The organism is Jeotgalibacillus alimentarius, from assembly GCF_000829445.1.
Lineage (GTDB): Bacteria > Bacillota > Bacilli > Bacillales > Jeotgalibacillaceae > Jeotgalibacillus > Jeotgalibacillus alimentarius.
Map to the genome: position 1 here is coordinate 243,471 of NZ_JXRQ01000018.1, position 21,909 is coordinate 265,379.

Annotated in this window: 17 protein-coding genes and 2 pseudogenes; 1 reads left to right on the forward strand and 18 read right to left on the reverse strand. The window is 41.4% G+C overall.

Annotated features, from left to right (window positions below; genetic code table 11):
* Positions 1 to 16 precede the first annotated feature (16 nt).
* The 8 genes from KP77_RS11070 to KP77_RS11105 form a co-directional block, all read right to left on the reverse strand.
* A complete protein-coding gene (locus tag KP77_RS11070) occupies positions 17 to 1,303 on the reverse strand; it encodes a dihydrolipoamide acetyltransferase family protein (RefSeq protein ID WP_041122787.1) in 1,287 nt (428 codons plus the stop codon).
* 52 nt (positions 1,304 to 1,355) lie between these two features.
* Positions 1,356 to 2,339, reverse strand: a complete 984-nt coding sequence (locus KP77_RS11075) for an alpha-ketoacid dehydrogenase subunit beta (protein WP_041122788.1) — start codon at positions 2,337 to 2,339, stop codon at positions 1,356 to 1,358.
* A 14-nt stretch (positions 2,340 to 2,353) separates the two neighbouring features.
* On the reverse strand, positions 2,354 to 3,352 hold the full coding sequence (locus KP77_RS11080; protein WP_041122789.1) for a thiamine pyrophosphate-dependent dehydrogenase E1 component subunit alpha: 999 nt from the start codon (positions 3,350 to 3,352) through the stop codon (positions 2,354 to 2,356).
* 19 nt (positions 3,353 to 3,371) lie between these two features.
* Positions 3,372 to 4,793 carry a dihydrolipoyl dehydrogenase gene (gene lpdA / locus KP77_RS11085; protein WP_041122790.1) on the reverse strand — a complete coding sequence of 474 codons (1,422 nt, stop codon included), beginning with the start codon at positions 4,791 to 4,793 and terminating at the stop codon, positions 3,372 to 3,374.
* Positions 4,794 to 4,804: 11 nt separating this feature from the next.
* Complete coding sequence (buk, locus tag KP77_RS11090; protein WP_041122791.1) at positions 4,805 to 5,890, reverse strand: butyrate kinase; 1,086 nt, start codon at positions 5,888 to 5,890, stop codon at positions 4,805 to 4,807.
* A gap of 63 nt (positions 5,891 to 5,953) precedes the next feature.
* Entirely contained in the window at positions 5,954 to 7,048 is a 1,095-nt protein-coding gene (bcd, locus tag KP77_RS11095) for a branched-chain amino acid dehydrogenase (RefSeq protein ID WP_041122792.1), read from the reverse strand.
* 16 nt (positions 7,049 to 7,064) lie between these two features.
* On the reverse strand, positions 7,065 to 7,964 hold the full coding sequence (gene yqiS / locus KP77_RS11100; RefSeq protein WP_152614725.1) for a phosphate butyryltransferase: 900 nt from the start codon (positions 7,962 to 7,964) through the stop codon (positions 7,065 to 7,067).
* Positions 7,965 to 7,968: 4 nt separating this feature from the next.
* Entirely contained in the window at positions 7,969 to 9,984 is a 2,016-nt protein-coding gene (locus tag KP77_RS11105; RefSeq protein WP_041122793.1) for a sigma-54-dependent Fis family transcriptional regulator, read from the reverse strand.
* A 133-nt stretch (positions 9,985 to 10,117) separates the two neighbouring features.
* Here KP77_RS11105 and KP77_RS11110 point away from each other — a divergent pair, with 133 nt between their 5' ends.
* Positions 10,118 to 10,360: a DUF2627 domain-containing protein gene (locus tag KP77_RS11110; RefSeq protein ID WP_041122794.1), complete on the forward strand. Its 243-nt coding sequence runs from the start codon at positions 10,118 to 10,120 to the stop codon at positions 10,358 to 10,360.
* A 15-nt stretch (positions 10,361 to 10,375) separates the two neighbouring features.
* On the opposite strand, the gene KP77_RS11115 is transcribed toward KP77_RS11110, so the two are convergent.
* The 10 genes and pseudogenes from KP77_RS11115 to istA all read right to left on the reverse strand — a co-directional run bounded on the left by KP77_RS11115 (position 10,376) and on the right by istA (position 21,519).
* Entirely contained in the window at positions 10,376 to 11,092 is a 717-nt protein-coding gene (locus KP77_RS11115) for a glycerophosphodiester phosphodiesterase (protein ID WP_041122795.1), read from the reverse strand.
* A gap of 69 nt (positions 11,093 to 11,161) precedes the next feature.
* Positions 11,162 to 11,938: a sporulation transcription factor Spo0A gene (spo0A, locus tag KP77_RS11120; RefSeq protein ID WP_041122796.1), complete on the reverse strand. Its 777-nt coding sequence runs from the start codon at positions 11,936 to 11,938 to the stop codon at positions 11,162 to 11,164.
* Positions 11,939 to 12,167: 229 nt separating this feature from the next.
* Positions 12,168 to 13,076 (reverse strand): annotated as a pseudogene (spoIVB, locus tag KP77_RS11125) (SpoIVB peptidase); the annotation flags it as partial.
* 184 nt (positions 13,077 to 13,260) lie between these two features.
* Positions 13,261 to 14,955, reverse strand: a complete 1,695-nt coding sequence (recN, locus tag KP77_RS11130) for a DNA repair protein RecN (protein WP_041122797.1) — start codon at positions 14,953 to 14,955, stop codon at positions 13,261 to 13,263.
* Between the two features lie 16 nt (positions 14,956 to 14,971).
* Positions 14,972 to 15,421, reverse strand: coding sequence for a transcriptional regulator AhrC/ArgR (ahrC, locus tag KP77_RS11135; protein ID WP_041122826.1), 450 nt, complete (start codon positions 15,419 to 15,421; stop codon positions 14,972 to 14,974).
* Between the two features lie 122 nt (positions 15,422 to 15,543).
* Entirely contained in the window at positions 15,544 to 16,386 is an 843-nt protein-coding gene (locus tag KP77_RS11140) for a TlyA family RNA methyltransferase (RefSeq protein ID WP_041122798.1), read from the reverse strand.
* Positions 16,387 to 16,388: 2 nt separating this feature from the next.
* On the reverse strand, positions 16,389 to 18,278 hold the full coding sequence (gene dxs / locus KP77_RS11145; RefSeq protein ID WP_041122827.1) for a 1-deoxy-D-xylulose-5-phosphate synthase: 1,890 nt from the start codon (positions 18,276 to 18,278) through the stop codon (positions 16,389 to 16,391).
* Positions 18,279 to 18,743: 465 nt separating this feature from the next.
* Positions 18,744 to 19,139 (reverse strand): hypothetical protein, encoded by a 396-nt coding sequence (locus KP77_RS11150; RefSeq protein WP_041122799.1) that lies wholly within the window; start codon positions 19,137 to 19,139, stop codon positions 18,744 to 18,746.
* 71 nt (positions 19,140 to 19,210) lie between these two features.
* Complete coding sequence (gene istB, locus KP77_RS11155) at positions 19,211 to 19,975, reverse strand: IS21-like element IS643 family helper ATPase IstB (RefSeq protein WP_041122800.1); 765 nt, start codon at positions 19,973 to 19,975, stop codon at positions 19,211 to 19,213.
* A pseudogene (gene istA / locus KP77_RS11160) lies at positions 19,975 to 21,519 on the reverse strand (IS21 family transposase). Before istA ends, istB begins: the two are co-directional and overlap by 1 nt.
* Positions 21,520 to 21,909 lie beyond the last annotated feature (390 nt).

Here is a 21,909-nt window from a genome sequence, read left to right on the forward strand (position 1 = left end):
TGACGGCCTGAGCTAATTAATATACAGAAGTATTTTCAGATGTATTTTCTAAGATTTCTTTTACGCGCTGTAGGAACCTTCCGCATACAAGACCATCAAGTACGCGGTGGTCAAGTGAAAGACAAAGGTTAACCATGTCGCGTACGGCGATCATGCCATTATTCATCACTACAGGCTTTTTCACAATTGATTCCACCTGCAAAATCGCTGCCTGCGGGTGATTGATAATACCCATAGACTGTACAGAACCGAATGAGCCGGTATTATTGACTGTGAAGGTACCGCCCTGCATTTCTTCAGACTTCAACTTGCCTGCACGTACTTTCCCTGCAAGCTCATTAATTTCACGGCCGATCCCTTTAATTGTTTTTTCATCTGCATGCTTGATAACCGGTACAAATAACGCATCGTCTGTTGCAACTGCGATAGAGATATTAATATCTTTTTTCTGGATGATTTTATCCCCGGCCCACATTGAATTCATTTGAGGGAATTCTTTCAGTGCCTGCGCTACTGCTTTTACAAAGAATGCGAAATACGTAATATTAAATCCTTCTTTTTGCTTGAATTCACCTTTGATCGAATCACGATATTGAACAAGATTTGTAACATCCACTTCCATCATTGTCCACGCATGAGGTGCTTCGTGCTTACTTTTCAGCATGTTGGCTGCAATCTCTTTTCTGACACCGGTAACTGGAATTTCAATATCCCCAGGTGCAGATGGGATATCCTGCGTCGGTGCAGCAGGCTTCGGCGCCTGGGCTGCAGGCTTCTGCTCAGGTGCAGATTCAGCCGGTTTTTGTTCTGCCGTTGGAATTTCTCCTGAATCAATGATTTTTTGAAGGTCTTTTCTTGTGATGCGCCCTTCTTTTCCTGAGCCTTCAACAAGAGACAGGTCAATGCCGTGCTCCTGTGACATTTTCATCACAGCAGGTGAGAATCTTGCACCCGTCTGTTTCGTTTGAGGTTTCTTTGCATCAGATGCGGGCTTTTTCTCATTTGAAGCCGGCTCCTCAGTTTTCTCATCTTCTTTTTCAGCAGGCTCCTCTGCAGATCCGCCTTCTACTTCGATAGAACAGATGACTTCTCCGACTTCAAGTGTATCACCTTCATTTGCGATCAGTTCTTTGATTATGCCTGTAAAAGAAGATGGCACTTCAGCATTTACTTTATCTGTATTAACTTCAGCAATTGGATCGTATTTATTAACAGAATCCCCTGGCTGAACAAGCCATTTTTCAATCGTACCCTCAGTAACTGATTCACCAAGCTGAGGCATCGTCATTTTTTCAATACCCAAGGAAATAGCCTCCTTTTTTGTTGTCCTCTGCTAAAAGATTTAACAGAGCTGATTAATATTCAGCAAGTTCTTTCATCGCTTTTTCAACTTTATCAGGGTTGACCATAAAGAATTTCTCCATTGTAGGTGCATATGGCATTGCGGGCACATCAGGCCCTGCAAGTCGCATAATTGGTGCGTCAAGGTCAAAAAGACAGTTTTCAGCGATAATGGCAGATACTTCTCCCATAATGCTTCCCTCTTTCGTATCTTCAGTTAACAATAGTACTTTACCTGTTTTTGAAGCAGCTTCAATGATCGCTTCTTTATCTAAAGGATAGATGGTACGAAGGTCAAGCACGTGTACGCTGTAACCGTCTTCACCCAGGCGCTCTGCAGCCTGCAGTGCAAAGTGTACGCATAATCCGTAAGTAATCACTGTAATATCTTCACCTTCACGTTTCACATCTGCTTTACCGATCTCAATTGTATAATCTTCATCAGGCACTTCACCCTTAATCAGACGGTAGGCACGCTTATGCTCAAAGAACATTACCGGATCATCATCACGGATCGCGGCTTTCAGCAGACCTTTTACATCGTGTGGTGTTGAAGGCATCACAATTTTCAGCCCCGGCTGATTTGCAAATACGGCTTCAACAGATTGAGAATGATACAGCGCACCATGTACACCGCCACCATAAGGAGCTCTGATCACCATTGGACAGCTCCAATCGTTATTGGAACGGTAACGGATTTTTGCTGCTTCAGAGATAATCTGGTTCACAGCAGGCATAATAAAGTCTGCAAATTGCATTTCGGCAATAGGACGCATTCCGTACATAGCTGCCCCGATTCCAACTCCTGCGATGGCAGATTCTGCAAGAGGTGTATCAATTACACGGTCTTCTCCGAATTGGTCGTATAATCCATTGGTTGCTTTGAATACGCCACCTTTTTTTCCAACATCTTCACCAAGGACAAACACGCGCTCGTCCCGTTCCATCTCTTCTTTCATTGCTAATGTAACAGCGTCAATATATGACATTACCGGCATCGGTTTATCCTCCTTTATTCTTGTTCTGCGTATACGTATTTTAAAGCTGATTCAGCATCTGCATATGGTGCCTTTTCAGCATAATCAGTTGCTTCATTTACTTCTTTCATAATCCGGTCGTTGATTTCTTTTTCAAGCTCATCATCCATAACACCATTCTCTTTCAGATAAGCACCAAATGTAATAATCGGATCAAGAGATTTCGCTTTGGCTACTTCATCAGGAGAACGGTATGCGCGGTCATCATCATCTGATGAGTGCGCAGTCAGACGGTAAGAAACCGTTTCGACTAATGTCGGACCTTCACCGCGGCGGCCTCTGTCGGCTGCTTCTTTCACAGCTTTGTATACTTCAAGCGGATCATTACCATCTACTGTAATACCCGGCATTCCGTACCCGATCGCACGGTCAGATACGTTTTCACATGCAAGCTGCTTTTCGATTGGTACAGAGATTGCGTATTTGTTGTTTTCACACATGAAAATAACGGGCAATTTATGTACCCCTGCAAAGTTAGCACCTTCATGGAAATCTCCCTGGTTAGAAGAGCCTTCCCCGAAAGTTACAAATGTAACGAGGTCTTTTTTCTCCATTTTACCTGCAAGAGCAAGTCCAACAGCATGTGGAACCTGCGTGGTTACAGGTGATGACCCGGTTACAATCCGTTTTGCTTTGTGACCGAAATGTCCGGGCATCTGACGGCCCCCTGAGTTAGGATCTTCTGCCTTTGCAAATCCTGACAGCATCAGTTCACGGGCAGTCATACCAAAATGAAGAACTACCCCCATATCTCTATAGTAAGGAAGAGCATAATCTTTTTCTGTATCAAGTGCATAAGCTGCTCCAACCTGTGCAGCTTCCTGTCCCTGACATGAAATAACAAATGGAATTTTACCTGAACGGTTTAATAGCCACATACGTTCGTCAATTCGTCTTGCCATTAACATTGTTTCATAGATTTTCAATACATCATCATTTGTCAGGCCTAATTCTTCGTGACGTGAATTTGACATTTTACTTTCGCCTCCTGCATTAAGAATGAATTGCTTTACCATCAACTGCGAGTGCTGCTTCACCGATCGCTTCACTGAGCGTTGGGTGCGGGTGAATCGTCTGTCCGACTTCCCATGGTGTTGCATCAAGCACTTTTGCAAGACCCGCTTCAGAAATCATATCTGTTACATGAGGTCCAATCATATGAACGCCTAAGATATCATTTGAAGCTTTGTCAGCAATAATTTTCACAAAACCATCTGACTTTCCGAATACAAGAGCTTTACCGATTGCTTTAAACGGAAATTTACCAACCTTTACATTGTAGCCTTCATCCTTCGCCTGCTGCTCAGTCAAGCCTACGCTTGCTGCTTCGGGACTTGAATAAATACATTTTGATACCAGGCTGTAATCGATTGGGTCAATGTCCATATTTGCGATATGTTCAACCGCATGAATCCCTTCATGTGAAGCCACATGAGCCAGCTGTAATCCGCCGATCACATCACCAATCGCATAAATATGAGATTCCTTTGTCTGAAGTTTATTATTTACTTTAATAAATCCGTTTTCGACCTGAATATCTGTGTTTTCAAGTCCAATACCTTCAGTATTTGCACTGCGGCCAACTGAAACAAGAATTTTTTCTGCTGTATAGGTAACCGTTTCACCTTTTACTTCAGCTGAAATTGACACTTTGTCTCCAGTAGATGCACTCTCAGGATCCACTTTGGCTGAAGTGACAATTGAAATTCCTTTTTTCTTCAGAAGCTTTTCCATTTCTTTTGATACATCGCTGTCTTCAGTCGGAATAATACGGTCCGCATACTCAAGCACAGTTACTTCAACACCAAAGTCATTTAACATTGAAGCCCATTCGATTCCGATCACACCGCCACCTACGATGATGATAGACTTTGGAAGCTCTTCAAGCTCTAACGTTTCATCGGAGCTCAGGATATGCTTGCCGTCAATTTCAAGACCTGGCAGAGACCGTGGTCTAGAGCCGGTTGCGACAATCACATTTTTCGGTATGAGCATTTCATTTTCTGTACCATCAGTCATTTCCACTGACACGGTACCGGGCATCGGAGAGAAAATAGATGGTCCAAGAATTCTTCCAAATCCATCAAACACATCGATTTTCCCCTGCTTCATCAGATGCTGTACACCTTTATGGAGCTGGTCTACAATGGCCTGTTTTCTTTGCTGTACTTTCGTAAAGTTTAAAACGGCTTCGCTGATCTCAACACCAAATTCCTCTGCATTCTTTGCTGTTGCGAAAACTTCAGCGCTTCTTAAAAGGGCTTTACTCGGTATACAGCCTCTATGAAGACACGTACCGCCTATCTTTCCTTTTTCTACGATCGCTGTTTTTATTCCAAGCTGTGAAGCCCTGATTGCAGCGACGTATCCGCCAGTACCGCCTCCGATAATGACCAGATCATATTCTTCTGCCATGTTGATTCCTCCTAGTTCGCTGAATATATTTTTGCAGATTCTTCATTACGCAATACTCTGAGTGCACCCTCAGCGAGTGCCTGCAGTTCATTTTCACCAGGCTGAACAATCACATCAGCAATCCAGTCAACGCGATTACTGATCAGCTCAACAAACTCTTTTCCATACGCAAGTCCACCAGTCAGGATAATCGCATCAGCCTTCCCGCTGACAGCTGCAGCTGCAGCACCGATTTCCTTCGCTACCTGATAGGCCATTGCATCATATACCTGTTTTGCTTTTGCGTCCCCATTTTGAATCATCTGCTCAACTTTTACTGCATCATTGGTTCCCAGATAACCTACAAGACCACCCTGGCCAACAAGCATTTTCATAATTTCTTCTCTATAGTAATTTCCTGAAAAACATAACTCAACCAGATCTCCAGCCGGTACGGTGCCTGCCCGCTCCGGACTGAATGGCCCATCCCCGTGCAGTCCGTTATTCACATCAATCACCCGTCCATTTTGATGAATACCTACAGTAATACCTCCGCCCATATGTGTCACGATAAAGGTCGATTCACTGTATGGTTTATCGATTTCTTTTGCTACACGGCGGGCAACTGCTTTTTGATTCAGCGCATGAAAAATACTTTTACGTTCAATTAATGAAAACCCTGAAACCCTTGCAGTATCTGATAGTTCATCTACTACAACAGGGTCCACAATAAACGAAGGAATATTCAGCCCGCCGGCAATTTCAAAAGCAATAATGCCGCCAAGGTTAGAAGCATGCTGACCGGAGTACCCCTGTCTCAGATCTTTAAGCATTGCATCATTTACGCTGTACGTACCGCCTTCAATCGGTCTGAGAAGCCCTCCACGGCCACAGACGGCATCGAGTTTGGATACATTCATTCCTTCTTCATCAAGTGCTTCAAGTATGGTTCTCTTTCTAAACTGATACTGGTCAATAATTTTTTCAAATTGATCAATCTCAGCAGTTTCATGGCGAATTGTTTTTTCCAAAATGGCAGTTTCATTGTCAAAGATCCCTATCTTTGTAGATGTGGATCCCGGATTGATAACTAATATACGGTATTGTTGATCCTGCACGTTATTCCCTCCAACCTACAGACCGATGCACCCGCTTTGCAGGTGCATCAGTTTATTCAAAAATTATCTTCTGCTTAAAATGTTGTGTTCACTGCGAAGAAATTGACTTCTTGACTTCGCCATACTTGCAATGCGCTCTTCTGCCATTCGGTCAGCAGCAAGGTAGCTAGGTACGCCGTCACGCTTGGCAATCTCAAATACGCGCGCTACATTATCATAGACTTTTTCTACATTTTTCATTGCCCGTTCACGGTTATAGCCGTATAGCTCATCAGCTACATTGATCACTCCGCCAGCATTGATGACATAATCAGGTGCGTATACGATGCCTCTCTCGTGAAGAATGTCCCCATGCTTTGTTTCTCTTAACTGGTTATTAGCTGCTCCAGCGATCACATCTGCTTTTAATACTTCAAGCGTCTGATCATTAATAATTGCGCCAAGCGCACAAGGAGCAAAGATATCACATTCCACTCCGTAAATTTCGTTTGGTTCAACAGCTTTTGCACCAAACTCTTCAACAGCGCGCTGAACAGACTCTTTGTTAATATCAGTTACAATCAGGTTTGCTCCTTCTTCATGAAGGTGACGGCAAAGTGTAAAGGCTACGTTTCCTACACCCTGAACGGCAATCGTTTTACCTTCAAGTGAATCGCTGCCGTAAGCTTCCTTTGCAGCAGCTTTGATACCGCGATATACGCCGTAAGCTGTAACAGGTGAAGGGTTACCTGATGAACCGAATGCAGGTGAAATACCTGTTACATAGTCTGTTTCTTCATGGATCAGGTCCATGTCCTTCACTGTCGTACCTACATCTTCAGCTGTAATATAGCGGCCTGCAAGACCCTGGATATAACGGCCGAACGCACGGAACATCTCATCATTTTTATCTTTAAGAGGATCTCCGATGATGACTGTTTTACCGCCGCCAAGATTAAGTCCTGCTGCTGCGTTTTTATATGTCATTCCTTTTGCCAGACGAAGTGCATCTTCAATCGCAGCTTCCTCTGAATCATACGTCCACATTCTTGTACCGCCTAATGCAGGTCCAAGCGTTGTATCATGAATCGCAATAATCGCTTTCAAACCTGAATTTTTGTCCTGGCAGAATACCAGCTGCTCATAATCGTATTGCTCCATATAAGTAAATAGTTCCATCGTAATTTCCCCCTAATTAATATGATGTACAAATTGCAAGTGCCAATGAGTAGAGCTTGCTTTCTGCTGTATCAGCTCTTGATGTCAGTACAATCGGCGCTTTTGCACCGGAAATGACTGCTCCTACTTTACTGTTACCAAAATACATTAAAGACTTATATAAAATATTGCCTGACTCTATAGATGGGACCAGCAGGATATCTGCTTTTCCTGCTGCTGGACCTGTAATTCCTTTATGAGCGGCAGCTGTCTCTGAAACTGCATTATCAAGTGCCAGAGGACCATCAATGACACAGCCTTTGATCTGTCCCCTTCTGTTCATCTGCGTTAATGCCGCAGCATCAAGCGTTGCCTGCATAGCAGGGTTAATCGTCTCAACTGCTGCAAGTGGTGCGACTGAAGGGTTTTCCAGCCCTGCACCGTGTGCAATTTTTACCGCATTGTTAACAATTTGCACTTTCTGATTCAGGTCAGGTGCTATATTCATCGCTGCATCAGTGACGAAGATACTTCTTTCAATAGAAGGAACTTCGAATAAAGCAACGTGAGAAAGAACTCTTCCTGTTCTCAGACCAACTTCCTTATTCAATACTGCTTTTAACAATACAGACGTTTCGACATGCCCTTTCATCAGGACACCAGCTCGGCCTGAACTGACGAGCTTTACAGCCTCAAGTGCAGCCTGGCTATGTGCTGCATGATGAACTTCTATTGCCTCGTGCTGATCGAGAGCGGGAAATGATTGTCTGATTATGGAGTTAATCGCTTGTTCATCACCTACCAGTATGAAACGGCCCAGCCTTTTCTCAATCGCCATTTCAACCGCTTTCAGTACTTCCTGATCATCAGCAGCTGCTACAGCTACCGTCGCTCCCGCTGCCGATTCAGCTTTTCTGAAAATATCTTCAAAACGTATCAACCTATCCACTCCTTTCAATCTCAACCTGGTATTTCTCAATTTTGTAATATAAATTCCTGATTGAAATATCAAGTTCCTTCGCTGTCGCTGTTTTATTACCACTGTGTTTTCTTAAGGTCTGTTCTATAATTTCTTTTTCAACGTTTTCCAGCTGTTCTGCCAGCGGCCCGTTCATCTCCCGCTTAAATGACTGCTCAGTCTGAAGGGGTATTAAGTGTTTCTGCTCAATCAGTTCTTCTTTAGGGTTCATGAATATCATTGCCCTGCTTAATACGTTCTCGAGCTCACGGACATTCCCGGGCCAGTCATGCTGCATTAATTGATCTAAAGCTGATTTTGACATCCCTTTTACCGTTCTGCCGAATGATTGATTCAGTTTTAAAATCAACCTTTCACATATATCGGGAATGTCTTCCTTATGCGTCCTCAGTGCAGGCAGCTGAAGCGTCAGCCTTGATAAATAATAGTAGAGTTCCTCCAGAAACTTACCTTTTGCAATTGCCCGCTCCAGATTAATATGGGAAGCTGTGATCACCCTTGCATATAACTTACCGGTTGGACTGCCGTTAGTTGCAGGGAGATTCTTTGTTTTGAGCGCTTCAAGAATCATTTCCTGTGCATCAAGACTCAGCTCTCCGATCTCATCAAGAAAAACAGTGCCATCTCTGGCTTTCTCAAACACTCCTGGTGAGGAGCCGTTGCCAAAAAGCGTTTCTTTCAGGAAGACTGATGGCATGCTGCCACAATTCACTCTGATAAATGAGTTATACTTCCGGTCACTGCCGTTATGAATCGCATTAGCGAATAGTTCTTTCCCGCTTCCCTGTTCGCCTCTTAATAGAACGGTGGTTCCCGTTTTCGAAGCAACTTTTGCCTGTTCAGTCACCAGCATCATCTCATCAGAACTGCCTAAAATATCTTCAAACGTGTATTTTGCTTCAAGTGACCGGATAATCCTTCTGGCCCTGTCAAGCTCACTCGTCAGCTGGTGTATCTCTGATAAGTCATGGATGACACCGACGCTCCCCTTTAATTGACCATTCACAATGATCGGAGCTACGTTAACAGCTACTTCTTTTTTATTTGGTCCGACTACCATTTTGACACCGCGGACTGCCCGTCTGGTTTTAAGCACCTTCATATGCATACTTTCACCTTCAGAAATATCAGCTTCTGCCGGCTGGTTAATTACTTCGGCTTCTGTCAGCCCGGTTAACCTCGTATATGCCCGATTGATCATAATTCCGCGACCCTGCTCATCAACTACTGAGATTGCATCATCACTTGACTGTATGATCGCTTCAAGCATTGTTTGAATTTCTTTCAGGTTGGTCATCTCTTCAGCCAGGTTAACAACTTCAGTAATGTCCTTGAACACTGCAAATGCACCGATAATATCGCCCGATTCATTTACCATCGGAATTCTCGTGGTTACGACTTTTGTTCCATTATCGAGCATGAGCTCCTGATTGTTTTCAGCTCTGCCGGTTTCAATAATTCTTGGCAGACCACTGAGAGGAACAACCTGATAGATCGATTGGTGAAGTGCTTTCTTTTTTTCAATACCAATCATGTCAGCAGCCCGGTCATTAAACAATATAATTCTGTGATCACAATCAATTCCGATCATACCGTCATGAGTAGAATTCATTGCAAGTTCTCTTATGTAAGAATCATGTTCCAAATGTGAAATAAGCGATTCTTTTTCTGTCAGAAGTTGAAAAATAAGTGAAGCTACACTGCCGGGTATCAATACTGTCCTTTTAGATCTGGCTTCTCTCAGATGATTAAAAGTTTCTTCATCCCCGGTCACATCGATGATGATGTCTGTTTCAATGCTTAAAAATGTTTCCCACTGTTGTCCTGTCTGAATGCCCATAGATTGTGCCAATGCCAGACCCGGCGCTTGCGGATCGTGATCGACAACTGCATATACCTGAAAAGCATCACTTTCAGCCATCACTTGCAGCAGGGCGACACCTCCACGCCCAGCCCCGACTATCAGCACTTTTTGCAATATATTTCATCCTTTCCTTATGTTCACGCAATATCTTGCAACCTCTTACATTGTACATGAAAGCCTTTTCCTTGACAATGATTTTTATACATCGCATAGTTTGTACATAATGATTGATATAAGGAGTTTAATTATGGCACGTATTATTGCACTGATTATCCTGCTGATCCCGGGCGTCATTGCCGCTTACGGTATTAAATTGATGAGGGATATGTTTTTTGGTCTGCAGGCTTCCTGGATTCCGTCCCTTGCTCTGCAATTCTTACTGGGACTGTTAATGTTTCTCGCAGGCTTAAGTTTTATAGGTGGATTTCTTCTGCACAGAGATCGTAAGAAAAACAAAGTACAGCAGCGATTTATTAAAAAAAAGGAGTAAAAGCGTGATTCGCTTTTACTCCTTTTTATCTTTTAATTTCTGGGCAAGTTCAGGATAATCGGTTATCACACCACTTAGCCCCTCATTTAACCACTTTTGAATAAGTGCAGGTTTATTTAACGTGTACAATCTCACAGGTATCCCATGCTGCTGACAGTCCCTCATCAACTGAGGGGTCATCACTCTGAAGTTCGCGTGTATCGCGTCTGCATTCAATGATTGTGCGAGTAAAACAGGGTTTATACCTTTTCTTGAATAAAGAGCCGCTACCTCGCATGATGTAATCTTTTTGAGTATTTTCACACTTTCATGGTTAAACGTAGAATAAATGATACGATCTTGCAGCTGATGATTTGCAACTTTTTGCACAACTAATTCTTCGAGACCTTCGTAAAAAATTTTATCATTTTTTAATTCTATATTAATGAGCATCTCGTTCGATTTTGCCCACTCAAGTACTTCATCAAGTGACGGGATTTTTTCTTTTCTGAGCCAGCCGCTTTTAATATACAGCTTTTTTATTTCATCTAAGGTCAGATCTTTAATCGCCCCTCTGCCATTAGTTGTGCGATTAACTGTTTCATCGTGTATGACGACAACTTCCCGGTCCTTAGTCATATGAACATCGAACTCCAAACCGTAACAACCGGTTTTCTCAGCCTTTTTAAAAGCAAGCATTGTATTTTCCGGATAAGTACCGGAACTGCCACGGTGGGCAAATACGTGCGACACGGCAATCACCTCTCATTATATGTATGAAAAAAACGCCAGTACAGTTACCGGCGCTTCAGTCTCTTATTCTTAACTTGCTTTATGCTCAAGTCTCAGCTTATCAGCAACCATTGCAATAAATTCTGAATTGGTTGGTTTTGACTTTGCTGCAGAAACCGTGTAACCAAACATATTTGTAATCGCATCCACATTGCCGCGATTCCAGGCAACCTCTATTGCATGACGAATCGCTCTTTCTACACGGGAGGAAGTTGTGTTAAACTTCTTGGCGATATCCGGATAAAGAATTTTTGTAATGGATCCAAGCAGCTCAATATCATGATAAACCATTGAGATCGCCTCTCTTAAATACATATACCCTTTTATGTGTGCCGGTACACCTATTTCATGGATCACACTGGTGATACTTGCATCAAGATTCGGTTTTTTAGTCTTTTCTTTTTTAGGACTGTTCATAAACGTCCGATCTTTTTTACCGAGCACCTGCCGGATCACCTGAAGCAGATTTTCCATATCAAAAGGCTTCAGAATAAAATAGGATGCGCCAAGTTCAAGTGCTTTTGTCGTGACATCCTCCTGGCCGAACGCAGTCAGCATAATCACATGGGGATTTTTTTCAAGTTCGAGCTCCTTCATTCTTTCCAGTGCATTCAGTCCGTCAATATGAGGCATAATAATATCAAGCAGACATACATCTACTGATATTTCTTCAATCATATCAAGAAATTCCCGTCCATTAAATGCAGTACCTACAACCTCCATATCCGGCTGGTTGTTAATAAACGTTTCAAGTGTTGACACCAATTCCCGATTATCATCGATAATGCAAACCTTCATCTTCTCCACTCATATTCCTCCCCATCATGATTTCTCACTAAATGTATTCGACAAGTAGAATACATCCCCTTTTTATTTTAAGACTTTTTTTATAAATTAACAAGTTTTCTTTCGAATGCTTCTTTTTACTATGTTTTTCGATATATTTCAACAATAACTGACATAATGTCGAATTCATAAACAGTTTATCACGGAACTTCAGTAATCACAAAAAAAGTCAGACAAAAATAAAAACAGGCTAAGAAGCCTGTTCATGTAACATATCCTCTATATATAGGGCGTAGCCTTCATTTGGCTGGTGAATCAGCACATGGGAAACTGCTCCTACCAGACGGTTGTCCTGTATAATGGGACTGCCGCTCATCCCCTGAATAATACCGCCTGTTTTTTCAAGCAATTCCGGATCGGATAAACGTATTTTTAATCCTTTTCCTCCAGTAGGGAGTTCAGTATTGGTTTCGAGAATTTCTATCTCGAACGATTCGATCTCATGACCGCTGATTACTGTCAAAATCTCTGCTCCACCTGTCTGAACGTCAGCTCTTTCAGCTGTCCTCATTGTTTTTTGATTCCTGATTGTACCTGAGTCTTTGAAAAGTTCACCAAATATCCCGGTTGATGCATTCTTTTTTATTTCTCCGAGCATGCTAGTTTTATCATTGAAATATGCAATTTTTCCGCCGGGACTGCCTGCTCTGCTCTTTTGAATATCCTTTACTTCAGCATCTTTAATATGACCGGTTTTCATTTCAACGGGCAGTTTTGTATGCTGCTCTGACACTACATGTCCCAATGCACCGAATTGAAGCGTGTCAGGATTAATAAAAGTCAGTGTTCCGACACCATAAATTTCGTGTTTTGCATAAAATCCGAGCTGGTTCCGGCCATTTTCACTTTTCATCAACTGTACTTGTTTTGTCAGGGTTTGATGATCCCTGATGACTTCTAAGCTGACTGTTTCCTGCTTGTTAATTGAATGAACCACTTTATTGAGTTCATCTGCCGTACGAACACGTATACCATTTACACTGCTGATTCTGTCACCTACTCTTATTCCTGCGCTTTTAGATGGGGAGCTGTTATTTTCTGTAGAATAAAACCCTGTCACTAATACGCCATCGGTTTCGAGCACAATCCCTATAGATTGCCCCCCCGGGTATCAGTTCTGCTGCAGTACCAGGCTCTGCAGGTATGATCCACACCATCATTATGACAAGAATCAGCCTTCTGATCATATACTCGCCTCCTTTCCGTTGTATTAATAATGTGGGCGAATGTACGAAAAATATCACGCAGTTTAATGAAAAAAGCTATCCGTTAATGGATAGCTTTTACACAGCTGATTTCTTAATTGTATGAGCTAAGTTAATTAATTCTTCTGCGTGGCTGATCGTTAAATCTGTAATCTCAACGCCTGAAATCATTCTGCTGATTTCTTTCACCCTGTCTTCTTTATCAAGTGGCAGTACACTTGTATGAGTCCGGTCATTTTTAACTTCTTTAGAAATAAATAAATGCCTGTCACTGATTGCAGCAACCTGCGGAAGATGCGAAATACATAACACCTGTGAATGCGAGGAGATCGAATAAATTTTCTCTGCAATCGCCTGAGCCACTCTTCCGCTTACACCGGTATCCACTTCATCAAAAATGATAGAAGTAATGCCCTGGTGCTGGGAGAAAATTGTCTTAAGGGCAAGCATCATCCTTGAAATTTCTCCTCCGGAAGCGACTTTAATCAATGGTTTTAACGGCTCACCCGGATTAGTTGAAATATAAAATTCAACTTCATCAGCCCCATCAGGCTTGTATCTGTCCGGTAACACATCAGCAAAATGAACATTAAATACCGCTTTATCCATGTATAATGCCTTTAGTTCGCCATGGATCGCTTCAGTCAGAATCTCTGCCCATTTCTTTCTGATCGCCGTTAAATTTTTCGCTTCAATATCAAGGTCTTTTTTGACAGATTCCATTCTGAATTTTAATTCTTCAAGTGAAGAATCTTTATTTGTAATGGCTTCAATTTCTTCTTCAATCTTTGAAAAGTATTCCATGATTTCTTCAATCGAGGAGCCGTATTTACGTTTAAGCTGATTAATCTCATTTAGTCTGTCTTCAATGATCTGAAGCCTCTCAGGGTCGAATTCCAGACTGTCAAGGTGGTGTCTGATTTCCCTTGCTGAATCTTCAAGTAGATAAAACTGGCTGCTGACAGCATCACTGATTGATTTTAATTCACTGTCAATATCCGCAGCATGCTCAATATTAGACATTGCGAGGCCTGTCCAATCAAGACCGCGCTGTTCTCCCTGAAGCGCATCATAAGCCGTCTGCAGAGATTCATACAGCTTTTCAAAATTCGACAGACGGATTTTTTCTTCCATTAATTCTTCATCTTCATTTAGAGAAAGATCAGCTTCTTCAATTTCCTTATACTGAAACTGGATCAGATCAAGCCGATGAGCCATTTGCTGATCGTTTTCTGAAAGCGATCGGATCTGTTTTTTCAGTTCATCATACTTACTATAAACTTCCTGATAATTATTTTTCGCTTCATGAATTTCTGCCGCGCCAAATTGATCTAGTAAATGAACATGGGCTGACTCATCCATCAGTTCCTGACTTTCATGCTGGCCGTGAATATCAATTAAAGCACTGCCGACTTCCCTCAAAATGGAGATTGTCACAAGCTTCCCATTAATTCTGCACGTACTTTTTCCTGAAGATGAAATATCTCTTTTCAGTAACACCACTTCATCTTCAAGTTCAATACCAAATTCTTCACATTTTTTCTGTACCGGATGTCCATCTGGTGCTGAAAACACACCCTCGATTTCAGCTTTTTTCTCTCCGTGTCTGACAAATTCAGCAGACCCTCTTGCCCCGACCAGGAGCTGAACCGCGTCAATAATAATGGATTTTCCTGCTCCGGTTTCACCTGTTAAAACAGTGAGGCCGTCTTCTAGTGGTAAAAATAATTCATCTATGATCGCAAAATTACGTATTGATAGGTCCTGTAACAAACAATATCACCCCTGATTACAACATATCGATAAAGCGTTTTGAAATAATACCTGCTTCATCTTCCGTTCTGCAAATAATTAAACATGTATCATCCCCGCAAATCGTGCCGAGGATCTCATCCCAATCCAGGTTATCAATTAATGCGCCAATCGCATTGGCATTACCAGGCAATGTTTTCATCACAAGTAAATGTCCCGCACCATCTATACGGACAAATGCATCTGTTAATGTTCTTTTCAGTTTTTGTAAAGGGTTAAATCTCTGGTCAGCCGGCAGGGAATATTTGTACCTTCCATCGTGTAGAGGCACTTTTACAAGATGAAGCTCTTTTATATCTCTTGAGATTGTTGCCTGCGTTACCGGGAAACCCGCATTTTTCAACTCATCTACAAGTTCGTCTTGTGTTTCAATATCATTGTTTACAATAATTTCCCTGATTTTTATATGCCTTTGCCCTTTATTTATCATAATTTCACTCCATCTGCATGAATATTTATGCTCTAATATACAGTTATCTTACCGTAGATGATCCAATTTGTACACTCACGTCCATAACAGTCATCAACAGCAAAAAAAGAGAGAGCAGCCTATTGGCTGTTCTCTACTTTAGCTTTCTTGAAATTGTCATGTGATTCCTGTACAATCTGTTCAAGCTTTAATTCCGGAGCGATTGTTCCAGTTTCATCATCTGTTGTTTTCAGGTGTAATAGAAATTCGATATTTCCATCTCCGCCTGTTATTGGAGAATATGAGCAGGCGTAAACATCATAGCCTTCATTTACTGCAAAATCAGATATCTTTTTGATCACTTCGTTATGAACTTTAGGATCTCTGACGATGCCTTTTTTTCCGACCTGATCTCTTCCGGCTTCAAACTGGGGCTTCACAAGAGCTAGTACATCACTGCCCGGTTTTAAAAGTGTTTTAAGCACAGGCAGGATAATTTTTAATGATATGAATGATACATCGATTGAAGCAAAATCAGGCATTCCCTCTGTAAGATCATCAGGCTTAAGATACCTGAAGTTCGTTCTCTCCATGACCACTACACGCGGATCCTGTCTTAATTTCCATGCAAGCTGGTTATATCCTACATCCACTGCATAGGATTTAACGGCACCATTTTGCAGGGCACAATCGGTGAATCCGCCTGTTGAAGAACCAACATCAATCATGCATTTATCTTTGATATCAATGTGAAACTCTTTCAGCGCTTTCTCAAGCTTTAATCCGCCTCTGCTGACATAGGGCATGACTTTTCCCTTAATTGTCAGTTCTGCATCCTCAGGAATTTTCTCTCCAGGCTTATCAAGTCTGGTTTCATTATGGAAAACCAGACCCGCCATGATTGCTCTCTTTGCTTTTTCACGTGTTTCTGCAAGTCCCTGATCGACAAGCAGTATATCAACTCTTTGCTTTTTAATTTTCATGCTCAGGCTCTTTTCTCCTTCATTGGAACAATAGACCGGATTACTTTTACAGCCTGTTCAGCCGTCAGGTCAATTTCTTCTAGCAGCTGATCGACATTTCCATGTTCAATAAATTTATCCGGGATTCCCATGCGTTCAATTGATGCTTCAAAATGATGGTCATGGGCAAACTCAAGTACTGCACTGCCAAAACCTCCCTGAAGAATGGCTTCTTCAATCGTCAGGATCGGCATATTCATAGCCAGTAAATCTTTCAGCATCGCTTCATCGAGCGGCTTAATAAAGCGGGCATTTACTACTTTCACTGAAACACCTTCACTTTCAAGCTGTTCAGCCGCTTCCAAAGCCATCGGTATTGTTGTGCCAAAAGTCAGGATCGCTGCATCTGTTCCTTCTTTTATGACTTCCCAGCTGCCGATAGGAATTTGTTTTAATTCATCGTCCATCTGAACACCAAGTCCATTCCCTCTCGGATATCTCATTGCAATTGGCCCATCGTCATAGTTAAGTGCTGTATGGACCATATGCTGTCCTTCATTTTCATCTTTTGGCATCATCACAACCATATTTGGCAGGCTTCTTAAGAATGATACATCGAATACGCCCTGATGGGTTTCGCCATCAGCTCCAACAAGACCTGCACGATCCACCCCAATAAAAACATTGAGATTCTGACGACAGATATCGTGTACCACCTGATCATAAGCCCGCTGTAGAAAAGTTGAATAAATCGCAAGAAACGGCTTCATATTCTGGGTAGCAAGACCAGCCGATAGCGTTGTAGCGTGCTGCTCTGCGATCCCCACATCAAACATACGGTCAGGGAACTCGCTTGCAAATCCTTCAAGCTTGGATCCTACAGGCATAGCAGGGGTTACTGCTACAATACGACTGTCAGTTCTTGCTTCTTTTCTGACTGTCTCCGCCACCAGTGCACTCCAGCCGGGCGCTTTAGCAGATGACTTAATTAAGTCTCCTGTATCAATCTTGTAAGGGCCTGTCCCATGCCATGTACCTACTGTATCTGTTTCAGCAGGGTGGAATCCTTTACCTTTTTTTGTGATCACGTGAAGTAACACAGGACCCTGTGTCTTTTTCGCATATTTAATGTTTTCATCAAGTTCATCAAAATTATGACCATCAACCGGTCCAAGATAAGTGAACCCAAGTTCTTCAAAGAACATACCTGAGACAAGCAGATATTTAAGGCTGTCTTTCACTCTCTCAGCAGCAGAGGCAAGTCTTCCGCCAACTGCTGGCACCTTTTTCATCAGGTACTCCAGGTCATCTTTTGCTTTATTGTATTTCCCTGCTGTTCTCATACGTCCAAGAACACTGTGAAGTGCGCCGACGTTCGGTGCGATTGACATTTCATTATCATTTAAGACAACAATCATATCTTTTTTCTCGTGGCCGATATGATTTAATGCTTCTAATGCCATTCCGCCTGTTAAAGCTCCATCACCGATGATTGGTACGACATAATTACTGTCACCTTTAATATCACGCGCAATAGCCATTCCCATTGCAGCCGAAAGTGAAGTTGAACTGTGCCCTGTTTCCCACACATCATGTTCACTTTCAATCATTTTTGGAAAACCGCAGAGACCTTTATACTGTCTGAGCGTGTCAAACTGATCTGCCCTGCCAGTTAAAATTTTGTGTACATAAGACTGATGCCCTACATCCCATAAAAACTTATCTGTTGGACTGTCAAAGTGCTTATGCAGCGCGAGCGTCAGTTCTACCACCCCGAGGTTCGGTCCGATATGGCCGCCCGTTGCTGATAACTTTTCAATTAAAAATGTACGGATCTCTTCACTGAGTCCAATCAATTCTTCATTATTAAGTGTCTTTAAAAAACCAGGATCTTTAATGTGATTCATATCCACCCGGATCACTCACTTTCCTTTATGGCTATAACGGTCGATTGCAGTGCAACAGATCCGGTATTGCCTGAATGAATTCTATTTCGTTTTCTTAGTATCTTTAATTATAACAATATCACTGCCACTTCTAAATTCATAATGCTTATGTATTTCCACTACAATAATGAACTTAAAACAAATTTAGTATGCATGAATGTTCTATTCAATTCATCAGTTTTCTTTTTTTATGTGATATTCATGTGATATTTTTTAAACTGATTTTATTTTTAAATTTGCTTTAAATAATATGTATATTTTGGGGCAATTTAATAATAGTGAACCTTCATTATATTCTATAACAAATACTTTTTAAACAATTAAGCTAGGTTAGATCTAAAATTTAATAACATCTAAAAAACCCTTCTTACATAGTAAGAAGGAGTTCTTTAGATTATAAGTATTACTTATTGAACAAAACCATCATTTATATTATTCCGTAGGCTCCACACTGTCATATCCTCTGCATGGCGGTATAGCACATACAGAAGTAACAACTCCATTACTATGTACTACAATATTGTAATCTGGAGTTAAATGATTAAAACTTGTTATTTTATCCAAAACACTCCAACCGAACTCAGCAATCATTTGTTCTGCAGTATTTCCCGCAACAAATACTATCGCTCCCCCTACAAGCATACCAATAACAACTCCCCCAACTATAAGCAGTGGACCTTGTCTCGACATTGTAGAGTATTCAGAAGCTAAGACATCGCTGTTATCTAGATTGTAGTAAATTTCATTACTTTCAGCTTGACTGAGTGAACTGGCTGAACCTACATTTATCGACATAGAAAAACTAACCATTAACGCTGCCAATTTCATTGTGATTTTTCTTTTCACTTAAACCATTGTAGACGTCAAGTTGAATTTTACACTTTTTGCTCGTTTGCTTTTTACACTTCTGCTGAAAAAATGCTCTTTCGATTCTTCATCCGGTGACTTTCCTCTTCTTCACCACCATGGATCACTTCCACACGATGAAGTAGGCGATCTAAAATCGCTGTGGTGATGCCTTGGTCTCCGATTAAATTGCCCCATTCTTCTGGACTCTTATTTGATGTCAGGATAATCGAACTTCGTTCGTATAAATGATTAATCAAATGAAAGAATAGGTTTGCTTCTCTTTGGTCCATGGCCATATACATTAAATCATCAATGATCACTAGGTCGGCATTTCTAATTCTCTTCAGCTGAACTTTAGATTTGTTCAGGTATTCCTCTGATTTGAGAAGCTGCATCAGTTCACCCATTGTAGCGAAATACACATTGAATCCTCTGTAAACAGCCTCAAGTCCAAGCCCAATTGCGATATACGTCTTACCAATGCCTGGAGGTCCTAAAAGAATCAGATTATACTGTTGCTCCAGCCAACTTAATTCTCGGAGTTGAGAGAGCTGTCGAACTGTCAGAACGTTTTGTCCTTCTAACTCAAACTCATCTAATGACTTCACGAAAGGGAAGCGTGCCCATTTCATTCTTTTCTCCAGGCTTTTTGCTTCACGTTTGTCTAATTCATATCGAGTGATAGACTCTAAAAATTCTAAGTAAGTCCATGATGCTTTTTCAGCTTCGCGAAGAAGCTTTGGCAGCTCCTCCGCAGTCTCAGCTAGACGTAGCTGCCGGAATTGATCTTGTAGTTCATGTACAGTTTTATTCATCAGATTCTACCTCCTAAAATGTTCGTATAGGCATCTAAAGAACGGGTAGAGGCTTTGATATGAGAATGTTTTGGTGAACTCGTGTAAAAGGATTGTACTTGTTCAACCGGTTCATCTTGTAAAGTATTCAGGTGGTGAGCGATATCACGAAAATCATTCGCATTGTAAAGCTTTTCTGTTGTGCACTTGGTCAAAATCCTATCAATGACAGCTGGATATTGTTGAATCACTTTATAAAGTATCGCGAACTGGTCTCTCCGATACCTCGGGTATCTTTGGCTAATCTCATCTAAATAGGCAGCTGCCTGGCTCTGATCTTCGAAGTGCGAGATGAGACGTTGCTTAAGCTCTTCCACACCTTTAGAGCGATCGCGCGTATGGTGACGGTTTTGAATCAGTTTTCCTTTTTCAGAGCTGATGATATGCTCGGCAATGACTTCACCATTTGCTTCTTTACGAATAACTAGGGTGTTGTGATCTTCTTGCTTTACCTCAATCCATACAAGGTTTTCACTCGTATTGTGATAAGTCCCGAGTGGGACGGAATAACGGTTTGACTTGTACCGGATCGTGTTGTCCTTGCTGACACTTCTTGTTATACTTTGGTTATTGGTACTTTCATATGAAAGTAACGAAGAGACTGGCTGTAGGTGTTGCTTTTCGAGGAGAAACACTTCTGCTGGTCTTTTTTTCGTTGTCTGATGAACCTGATGGTTACCAGTACGCTCGAGCCACTGTCTTGCCCGTTCATTCCAATCCTCTATATCTCTAAATACACGACTATCAGCGAAGTTGCCCTTTATGTATTTCACTACATTCTCGATCATACCTTTAGATTCAGGGTCCGCCCTCCGGCAAAGGTGAACTTTGAATTTACGCTCGTTCACATAGCTTTGGAATTCAGATGTTAAAAGTAGTTGTCCTGCATTTTCACTTACTGCTATTAAATGATCCTGATCATAGACAATTTCTTCTGTTCGTCCTCCATAGAACTGGAATGCATTTTCGTGACACCGAATTGCGTCTCTTGTAGTGAATGGACGTGCCTGCCATTCCATGTATTTGTATCGCGAGTTAGCGAGTACAAAGGCAATAAAGTACAGTTTGATTTCCTTATTGTTCACTGTTTTCTGTTTTGTTTCTCCCCAGTCTACCTGGAGTTGTTTACCCATTGGTTATTCAGGGACTGCTTCATATTGACGGACAATTACCTTTTTCTCAATCTGATAGACTTCTCGAATCCCCCTTACATAAGTTCTTACAGTACTTCCACCGACCACTAGGTCGGGATATCTTTCTAATAGCCAATCATGGATCTGAGCACTGCTTAGGTGGGGATACTCTTCTAACCAAGCCAGTATCCAGTCCTTATAGTGATCTAGTTTTTTCTTCTTTCCTAAAGGCTGTTCAGTATAGGCCTTTGCTTCATCGAATGTCATTTCTAAATACTTATAGACAGTCGGTCTTGAGATCTTAAGCTCCTTAGCGATTTGTGCTACTTTAAATTTTCTCTTATGTAATTCCTGAATCTTAATATATAACACTAACTTCTCCTCCAAAATCCTAACCTCCAGTAAAATAACGTCACGATCTATTTTACTAAAATGGTAGGTTGATTGAGCAAAAGTGTAAAATCTTATCGAGCAAAAAGTGTCAACTTTATTCTAGCGTTTACAACCATCCCCTTAGTTAATTTTTGTAATAAATCCCTTAACCTCCCTTAATTTTATTAATAATCCATTAAAAGGATTATTTGTATAACCATAACACATATAAAACAAAGATTAAGCACAATTCATAGAAAATTGTAAATATTTAAACAATAATGAAATTTTATGGTTCATCACCACAACCTGTGGTAAGAGCCCATATTTAGCACAAATTAACAGCTATAAATAGAAAGAAAACGAAAACTCCTGTATCGTAATTGTTGA

What these genes read in the sequence shown, in the direction of transcription:
- KP77_RS11075 (WP_041122788.1), bottom strand. Translation starts at nt 2,339, where the DNA reads ATGCCGGTAATGTCATATATTGACGCTGTTACATTAGCAATGAAAGAA.
- KP77_RS11080 (WP_041122789.1), bottom strand. Translation starts at nt 3,352, where the DNA reads ATGTCAAATTCACGTCACGAAGAATTAGGCCTGACAAATGATGATGTA.
- lpdA (WP_041122790.1), bottom strand. Translation starts at nt 4,793, where the DNA reads ATGGCAGAAGAATATGATCTGGTCATTATCGGAGGCGGTACTGGCGGA.
- bcd (WP_041122792.1), bottom strand. Translation starts at nt 7,048, where the DNA reads ATGGAACTATTTACTTATATGGAGCAATACGATTATGAGCAGCTGGTA.
- KP77_RS11110 (WP_041122794.1), top strand. Translation starts at nt 10,118, where the DNA reads ATGGCACGTATTATTGCACTGATTATCCTGCTGATCCCGGGCGTCATT.
- KP77_RS11140 (WP_041122798.1), bottom strand. Translation starts at nt 16,386, where the DNA reads ATGAAAATTAAAAAGCAAAGAGTTGATATACTGCTTGTCGATCAGGGA.
- KP77_RS11150 (WP_041122799.1), bottom strand. Translation starts at nt 19,139, where the DNA reads ATGAAATTGGCAGCGTTAATGGTTAGTTTTTCTATGTCGATAAATGTA.
- istB (WP_041122800.1), bottom strand. Translation starts at nt 19,975, where the DNA reads ATGAATAAAACTGTACATGAACTACAAGATCAATTCCGGCAGCTACGT.